This is a genomic window from Vibrio sp. V12_P9A6T4 (genome assembly GCF_963874835.1).
GTDB classification, from domain to species: Bacteria; Pseudomonadota; Gammaproteobacteria; order Enterobacterales; family Vibrionaceae; genus Vibrio; species Vibrio anguillarum.
The window spans coordinates 1-8,670 of sequence record NZ_CAWNJO010000101.1 but is presented as its reverse complement, the minus strand read 5'-3'; the positions used below and the strand labels follow the sequence as shown (position 1 = coordinate 8,670).

Annotated in this window: 8 protein-coding genes; 4 read left to right on the top strand and 4 right to left on the bottom strand. The window is 41.5% G+C overall.

Going from position 1 to position 8,670, the window contains the following annotated elements; all coding sequences use genetic code 11:
* Positions 1–94 precede the first annotated feature (94 nt).
* Positions 95–1,516, top strand: a complete 1,422-nt coding sequence (gene rsmF, locus AACQ42_RS15515; RefSeq protein WP_217898940.1) for a 16S rRNA (cytosine(1407)-C(5))-methyltransferase RsmF — start codon at positions 95–97, stop codon at positions 1,514–1,516.
* Between the two features lie 204 nt (positions 1,517–1,720).
* Here rsmF and AACQ42_RS15510 read toward each other — a convergent pair whose 3' ends face one another.
* Positions 1,721–2,554, bottom strand: coding sequence for a CvfB family protein (locus tag AACQ42_RS15510; protein ID WP_094144731.1), 834 nt, complete (start codon positions 2,552–2,554; stop codon positions 1,721–1,723).
* A 98-nt stretch (positions 2,555–2,652) separates the two neighbouring features.
* Between AACQ42_RS15510 and AACQ42_RS15505 the strand changes: the two genes are divergently transcribed.
* Positions 2,653–4,005, top strand: a complete 1,353-nt coding sequence (locus tag AACQ42_RS15505) for a hypothetical protein (RefSeq protein WP_017044687.1) — start codon at positions 2,653–2,655, stop codon at positions 4,003–4,005.
* A gap of 14 nt (positions 4,006–4,019) precedes the next feature.
* On the opposite strand, the gene AACQ42_RS15500 is transcribed toward AACQ42_RS15505, so the two are convergent.
* Positions 4,020–4,499 carry a PaaI family thioesterase gene (locus AACQ42_RS15500; RefSeq protein WP_094165579.1) on the bottom strand — a complete coding sequence of 160 codons (480 nt, stop codon included), beginning with the start codon at positions 4,497–4,499 and terminating at the stop codon, positions 4,020–4,022.
* Between the two features lie 119 nt (positions 4,500–4,618).
* On the bottom strand, positions 4,619–5,509 hold the full coding sequence (locus tag AACQ42_RS15495) for a putative PEP-binding protein (protein ID WP_010319067.1): 891 nt from the start codon (positions 5,507–5,509) through the stop codon (positions 4,619–4,621).
* A 206-nt stretch (positions 5,510–5,715) separates the two neighbouring features.
* Between AACQ42_RS15495 and AACQ42_RS15490 the strand changes: the two genes are divergently transcribed.
* Both AACQ42_RS15490 and AACQ42_RS15485 read left to right on the top strand, forming a co-directional pair.
* Positions 5,716–6,777, top strand: a complete 1,062-nt coding sequence (locus tag AACQ42_RS15490) for a 3-deoxy-7-phosphoheptulonate synthase (RefSeq protein WP_026028836.1) — start codon at positions 5,716–5,718, stop codon at positions 6,775–6,777.
* Positions 6,778–6,804: 27 nt separating this feature from the next.
* Positions 6,805–7,287, top strand: a complete 483-nt coding sequence (locus AACQ42_RS15485) for a YajQ family cyclic di-GMP-binding protein (protein WP_010319065.1) — start codon at positions 6,805–6,807, stop codon at positions 7,285–7,287.
* Between the two features lie 49 nt (positions 7,288–7,336).
* Here AACQ42_RS15485 and AACQ42_RS15480 read toward each other — a convergent pair.
* Positions 7,337–8,670: tetratricopeptide repeat-containing diguanylate cyclase (locus AACQ42_RS15480; RefSeq protein ID WP_141195652.1), on the bottom strand; the 1,334-nt coding region annotated here is incomplete at its 5' end.

The window sequence follows — 8,670 nt, the reverse complement described above, 5'->3', positions numbered from 1 at the left end:
AATAAAATGCAGCTGATCGGCTGCATTTTTTATTATTTTGATCTCATCACGATTCTTATATAATCCGGCCTCAACTCCCAGACGAGATACTGCTTTGCACGCCAATATAACCCTACCTGAACCTTTTCTTGCGACAATTGAAGCGATACTGCCCACACATCTAACGATGAGTGATTTTATTGCAGCTTGCCAGCGTCCTTTGCGTAAAAGTATCCGAGTCAACACGCTAAAAATCTCTGTCGATAGTTTTTGTCAACGCGCCGTAGAAAAAGGGTGGGCTTTATCACCAGTGCCTTGGTGTAATACGGGTTTTTGGATTGAAGCCGATGAGTCTGTCGTACCTTTAGGTAATACCGCCGAACATATGGCAGGTCTTTTTTACATTCAAGAAGCCAGTTCTATGATGCCAGTATCCGCTCTTTTCACTGGTGGCGAATCGTTCAATTCAGTACTCGACATGGCGGCGGCTCCGGGTTCAAAAACAACGCAAATTGCGGCGTGTATGGAAAATGAAGGCGTATTAGTCGCCAACGAATTTTCAGCCAGCCGTGTTAAAGTGCTGCATGCTAATATCGAACGCTGCGGTGTACGTAACAGTGCACTGAGCAATTTTGATGGTCGAGTCTTTGGCGGTTGGTTACCGGAACAATTTGATGCGGTGTTAATAGATGCGCCATGCTCAGGAGAAGGTACCATCCGTAAAGATCCTGATGCGATGAAAAACTGGAGCAAAGAATCTGTATTGTCGATTTCCACAACACAAAAAGATTTGATTGAAAGTGCGTTTCAAGCTTTAAAGCCCGGCGGTGTGATGGTCTACTCAACCTGTACATTGAGCACAGAAGAGAACCAACAAGTGTGCTTGCATCTAAAAGAAAAATATCCACAATCAGTTGAATTTGTTTCCCTTAGCTCATTGTTTGAGGATGCAAAAGCAGCGATTACAGACGAAGGGTTCTTGCATATATTCCCTCAAACTTATGATTGTGAAGGTTTTTTTGTTGCAAAAATCCGTAAACTTAGCTCTGTACCCCACCCTGAAGTCAACAAACGCTTAGGTCAATTTCCTTTTGCGAAAGCCAACCTTAAACTCACACAAGAGATCGCGGATCAACTCATGAAAACGTTTGAAGTTGTGATCCCCGATGATACCAGTATCTGGCTGCGTGATAATGATGTATGGTTATTTCCAAACGCACTGGAACCTATGCTCGGCAAATTCCGCTTCTCTCGCATGGGGATAAAAATCGCTGAAACACATAAAAAAGGTTATCGCTGGCAACATCAAGTCGCTACATCGTTAGCGACTGGTAACGAATCAAACTGTATCACACTATCGATTGAAGAAGCGCGAGATTGGTACATGGGCAGAGATGTCAGACCAGCACTACAAACTGGCACTGGCGAAGTACTGGTTAAGCTCGGTAACGATGTGATTGGCCTAGGGAAATGGGTAGGAAACCGCATAAAAAATGGTTTACCAAGAGAACTCGTTAAAGATAAAAATTTGTTTTAACACGCCCCAAAATAGGACAAAAATCTAGAAAACACGCGCACTTCTAGCGATAACAACTATACTTACAGGGAAGCATAAGTACGACTATTTTAATGATTAGCGTAGGCTCAAATGAGCCATTCCCCTAGGCCCAAAAACGGAAAAGTTTTGGGCCTTTTTTTATCGTCAAGGAAAATAAATTGCAACAGGAGGTGGACGCCTCAGCTATACAAGATGAATTCCATCTTCCCCAATGGTAATTTTTCCCTGCTTGTACAAACCACCAATACTCTTCTTAAAGGTTCCCTTACTGGTACGGAACATCGAAAAAATAGCTTCTGGTGTCGATTTATCACTTAATGGAAGAAAACCACCCTTTTTCTCAAGTAACTCTATGATCTTAGTGCTTAGCTCATCCATTTTTGCTACGCCAATTTTTTGCAGAGCTAGGTCAATTTTTCCATCTTCACGGATATTTTTGATGTAGCCTTTTAAGGTCTTACCAATAAACAACTTACCAAACACATCTGATGGGAAAATCATCCCCCAGTGCTCGCCATTGATGATGGCCTTGTATCCGAGTTCTGAGTGTTCTGCAATTAATAGATCAACTTGCTGATTCTGCGTATAGTTTGCAGGGGTTTTGTCCAGCCACTTGTTGAATTTAGTTGTGCCTACGATGCGGCCGGAAGCCTTATCGGTGTAGACATACACTAAAATCGTTTGTCCTTCTTTAAAACGAGCACGCTGTTCGCTGTAAGGCACCAATAAATCTTTACCCTTCAGACCCCAATCAACAAAAACACCAGTGCTATTCACACCCTGAACTTTCATCAATCCCCACTCGCCTACTTTTGCAATCGGTTTTTCAGTCGTCGCGGCAAGTTGATTGTCTGAATCGAAATACAAAAATACGTCTATTTTCTGCCCCAATTCAACCCCATCTGGGGTAAATCGTTTAGGCAGTAAAGTGGTTCCAAAATCTTCAGCATCCAAAAATACGCCGAAATCAGCAATCTTTACGACTTCTAAACTGTTTATTTGACCAACGTTAATCATTTACTATGTCTCACCTCAATTTTGCAGAGATTATACGTGATCTCTGTTATCCTTTCCTGCATTCAAGGGAAAAATAAGCATTTTTTCAGGAGCTTTCTTTGGTTAATGTCGATAAGCAAGATACCATCACGCTTAAAATTTCACATGCCATGTCTCAGAGCAAAGAACTTGATCTAGACATTTACCTATTCATTCCCGGTGATTTAGGTCTAACACCCGAAATACTTCCTGAATCTGACTTTTACTATAGCTTCATCCACCAAGAGCGTGCGTATTACAGTGATAAAACGTTACTGCCCTTAGTGCACAGCCGACTTGCACAACGAGGCCATCTCTCTTCTACTCAGTATCGAGTCAGTTTGAGTTTATTTGCTTATCAGTATGTTATCGCTCTAGATAAAGCTGTAGTGCAACTCAACACGACGAGTGACACCGTCACATCAGATGAAGTTGATAGTGTCATTGAACTCTCTTTAGATATTTTGAAAAGATTGCGCCGCAGCATTCCTTATGAAGAGAGCTTAAAACGCTATTACGCCAATATTGATAACTATTTATCTTGGTATACTGAACAAAAGTTTCTTTCCCTAGTCGCACACATGAACCGCGATGGTGAATATAAAACCATCAAAGAGCGTCTAATTACACTGGTTGAAAAAGAACAGGCACATCGTAAACTTAACAATTACAACTCAGCAAAGGCAGGGGAAGACATCACTCGGCTGAGTAACAAGATGCGCCTACTACGCCGTTTAATCGAGCATCCCATTGTGCTTAATGAACACGTCACCTCTTTAGGTAATAACATGAAGCGTGCCGTAAAAGGCATCGCGACTGGGCTTGTGATGCTGTTTGTCACCGTCATCGCCATTACAGCTCGCGACTATTGGGGGGAAATCACCGCCTCTTTTATTATCGCTATGTCGTTTGTTTATGCATTACGCGAGATTTTTAAAGATGACTTACGCGATATGCTGTGGCGCTGGATCCGTAAAGGAAAACCTAAATGGAAGCGTCGTTACATAGACCCAACGACCGGAAAATCTGTAGGTTACAAAATTGAATGGCTTGATTATACCAACCTGAGTAAATTACCAGACAGAATCAAAACAATTCGAAAGAAACGCATTGTTCAAAGGGAGGAACAGGTACTTCACTATCGCTCAGAAACGGCCATGTCAACTTCACGCTTCATGAGTGGCTATGAGGAAACACGCGAAACTTTACACATTGACCTACGCCCGATTACCCGTTTGATGGACAAAGGCTCTAATCGCATTTATCAGTTAAGTGGTGGTCAAGTGAGTCGAGAAACCGTAGAAAAACGGCACTTGCTCAACTTGATTATCAAAGAAGATAACCATAAAGAAGAGCCCCGCTACTACCGTTGGAAAATTGTTTTAAATAGAAATAAGATTGTCGACATTGAACCGATAGAATTAAGCGAGTAGTCTCTAATTCGGCCTTATTTACCAATACGCTTTAACGATAAAGTAAGATGAAACTCCGCCATAGGCTCGTCACCATGCAGCGAAGGACAGGTTGCAATGATCTTTACTGTCTGATTGACCCGCTCTCCGGTCGCGATAGTTTCATCAAGCATACTGTCTATTAGCTGACCATCATAGCAATGAAAATGAACATCCGCCTCCGGCCTTTTTAAAAACTCCGCACTGACTGCTTTAAACGCCAACGATACTTTGGAGCCACGCTGTTGTGCTTTATGCATTGCCATAAAACCGCCCGCTACGTCTGCACCAACGGCTAACACACCAAAATACATACTATTTAAATGATTTTTATTGCGACGTTTAAGTGGAATTCGAATTTCTACAGAGCGTTCGTTTAGCACTAAAATCTTTGGCCTGCAGGACCAAATCAGTGGCACTTTTAAAAAACCAAACAGATTTAAGTAAAGATTCGCTTTTGTTAATGGGGAGAGCATGAGGCTTGACCTTTTCAATATGGTTGTCGGACCAGTTCAAGGTATACGCCGCGAAATGTCAATGAGTTGTTACAAAAAGTTAGGGTTGAGCGCAGCTATTCTGCGCCCAAATCAGATCATTACATTTTTACCACAACATCAGCCTGAACACTTTCAGCTAAGTGCTCCTGTAGCTTTGGATAGCTTGCGAGTGCTTGGGTAACGACCAAAATCGGCTTATTCGCATGACGTGCCGCTTTTGATGCTAAATCGAGCAGCGTGATGACCGCCTCACTCTCTGGATTAAACAAATGGGAAAGTTCGGGATTCTCTTTATCAATGCCTAAGGTGTATTGTGTTAAGTTATCGATGTTGATCACCACACCATCAAAATAGTGCATCAAACGCTCTGCCAACAATGCCGCTGATGGAACATCGCAAGAATAAAGCACTTTCAAACCATCTAAACTCCGAGGTAAAGACTGCTCTGCCAGACGGTCAATGATCGTAGCCGCATCACTTAATGTTCGAACAAATGGCACCACAATTTCGATGTTCAATCCTTGCTTGCGCAATGCTTTGATCACAGCGCATTCATAACTAAACGCTTTCGCATACTGGTTGGAAGAAAAACGCGATACGCCACGCACTCCCATCGCTGGGTTAATTTCATCCGTTTCAACACTTCCACCGATCAACGCTTTATAAGTGTAACTATCTGCATCACTCAAACAGACACGAATCGTAGTGTGATTTTTTTGAACCGCTGCCACGACTCTATCAACAATGGTTGACGTAAAATGCTCCGCCACCGCTTTGTCATCAAGAATGGATTGCAAAGAGCCTTGCTCAAGTTCAGTTAGATTCGCAAAATGTTGCTCAATCGAAGGATGATAAAACAACGAATCTAAAATAATGTCGGACAGCGATACATACAAATGCTGGGCATTTCCACTTGATTCAATTGCCGCTGGAAGGGCATCACCTAAGATCAACTGAGGGTGGATCGTATCATGTTGTGCCAAACTCATTCATTACTCCCTACATTTTTAATTATCTTGCTCAGGAAAATACCCATAGCCGAGTATTAATTCAAGTAAAAGTAAATATTTATGACAAATTTATGAATAAAATTTCATCTTACAGATGATAAGCAATAAGTTTTCCGTTTTGGAGTTTATTCCTATAGCCAATTCCGTTATCTTTACCGCTTCGCAATAAGAGTACAGGCTTTACCATGCCATTAAAAACAGATGAATTAAGAACTCAAGCCTTGGGCCCAATGCCGACTCCGGCAGAGCTTGGAAATGCGCATCCGATCACAGACGACGTAGCAGAGCGCATCGCAAACTCACGCCGTCAAATTGAAAATATTCTGACTGGTCACGATGATCGCTTGTTAGTCATTGTCGGTCCGTGTTCAGTACACGACACTGAAGCCGCAATGGATTACGCTCAACGTTTGAGTGCGATCCAAGACCAATATAAAAATGAACTGTTTATCGTCATGCGTACCTATTTCGAGAAACCACGCACCGTTGTGGGCTGGAAAGGTTTGATTACGGATCCCAATCTGGATGGTTCATATGCACTGGAAACAGGGCTCAATAAAGCACGGAAATTATTATTAGATATCAACAAGCTAGGCCTTGCTACTGCGACTGAATTTTTAGACATGATCACCGGGCAATACATCGCAGATCTCATCACGTGGGGAGCTATTGGTGCGCGTACTACGGAATCTCAGATACACCGAGAAATGGCGTCTGCACTGTCGTGCCCTGTCGGTTTTAAAAATGGCACGAATGGCAACATCAAAATTGCTATTGATGCCATTCGAGCGGCCCAAGCATCGCATTACTTTTACTCACCGGATAAAAATGGCCGTATGACCGTTTATCGTACCAGTGGTAACCCCTTTGGCCATGTTATTTTACGCGGTGGTGATACAGGGACAAACTATGACGCTGACTCCGTATCTGCAGCCTGCGAGCAACTGATCGAATTCGGCTTAGCCCCGCGCCTCATCGTAGATTTTAGCCACGCGAATTGCCAAAAGCAGCATAGAAAACAGATAGATGTAACGGCCGACATCTGCACACAAATACGTACAGGTAAGGATTTCGTTGCTGGTATTATGGCTGAAAGCTTCATTATCGAAGGTAATCAGCCAATGCATGACTTAAATAACCTCACCTATGGTCAATCGATTACCGATCCATGCTTAGGATGGGATGACACAGCAACTATGCTGGATATGCTGGCACAAGCGATCACTGACCGCCGTAACTTAAAATAAATACTAAGCAATAGATAAGGAAACACCATGCCTTCTTTTGATATCGTTTCAGAAGTCGATACTGTTGAACTTCGTAATGCTGTCGATAATGCAAACCGAGAGCTTTCTACTCGTTTTGATTTTCGTAATGTAGAAGCTGGATTTGAACTCAAAGATGAAGTTGTAAAACTGTCTGCAGAAGATGATTTTCAATTGGGTCAAATGATGGATATTTTACGTGGCAACCTCGCGAAACGAGGTGTTGATGCCAAAGCGATGGAAGCGAAAGATTCTGTACATTCCGGCAAGCGCTGGTTTAAAGATGTCCAATTTAAACAAGGACTGGACCCGTTAACCTCAAAGAAAGTGGTAAAAGCCATTAAGGATGCCAAGCTCAAAGTCCAAGCATCCATTCAAGGTGAAAAAGTAAGAGTAACGGGTAAAAAGAGAGATGATTTACAATCAGTGATCGCTCTAATGCGTGAATCGGATATGGGCCAGCCATTCCAATATGACAATTTTCGAGACTAACAGCACCACGAATAAAATATCAAAGCCACCTCATTAGGTGGCTTTTCAATCACTGATAACTATCATTTACAATGAATCGATTCCTTCCTTCTGACTTCGCTTGGTATAACGCTTGGTCTGCACTCTCCATTGCACTCTGCCACGACAACGCCAACTTAGACACCGACTTCTCAGCAATTGCTCCAATGGAAACAGTTACAGGAACCCGCTGCCCTGCCCAGTAAAATGATGTTTGTTCGACTTGAGCACGAATTCTCTCCAAGACTTCTTTAATATGAGCTTCTGGTGTACTAATGATCATCACAAACTCTTCACCTCCCCACCTCATAAGTAGATCTTCAGGTCGAAGCTGCTGTTTCAGAATGGTAGATAATGCCCTTAACACTTCATCCCCCGCCTCATGACCATACTGATCATTTATTTTTTTGAAATAATCGACATCAATTATGGCTAATAAATGTGGTTTATTATTAGTTGTTTCTTCCTGATAAGAAAACCAAGTATCAAGATATCTTCGGTTATACAAATCCGTGAGTGGGTCATGTGTAGATTCAACTTCTAACTTTGCATGATCCTGCTGTAAAGTTGAGTGTTTGATTTTAAATTTTTTATACTTTCGATAACTAATTAAAGATACAAAGCTAATAATAATAAATAATAAAAAATACAACCATTCCCTAAATTCCTGAGCTTGTATCTGTAACTTCTGTATATCGTTCTTAGCACTTAATAGCAATAATTCTTGTTCGTCGAGTTTTCTGTCAAATTGATTTTTTAGACTCAATGCCTCTTTTTCTCTAGACTGAAGGATAAGTTTTTTTTCTAATGTTGCCATTTTCTTATATTCAAACAATGCTTCATCATATCGACCTTTCTGCTCATAAATTCTTGAAAGAATATCAGTAGCATATATTATTCTTGGCACATTATTGTGATCTGTATAAATTCCTACCGCTTCTTTGGCGCTCAAGATGGCCAATTCTAACTGAGTTTTTGCAAGATAGACTTCCGCTAAACTCTCTTGACAGTATGCGGTAAATAAGGGATTAGACTCTTCCCTAGCAAGAGATAAACATCGAATCATAATATCTAAGGCATCTTCTGTCTCACCTTGATTTAATAAATTATCGGCTAAGTTAACCATAGTCTTAAACTGCAACTGTTTAGAACCTGTTTTCATCGCTCTATCAAAAGCAAGTTCAACATTGCGCTGCTGAGATTCTTCACGTCCTAACGCTGTATCTATCACACTGGCATTAGTATATAAAATAGCTTCGGTGAGTGAGTTAGAGAAATTATGATTCTGGTATACTTTCAAAGATCTCTTACTATATATATCAGCGTTTTTCCAATCCTCCGTATGAATATACACAGTCGATATAT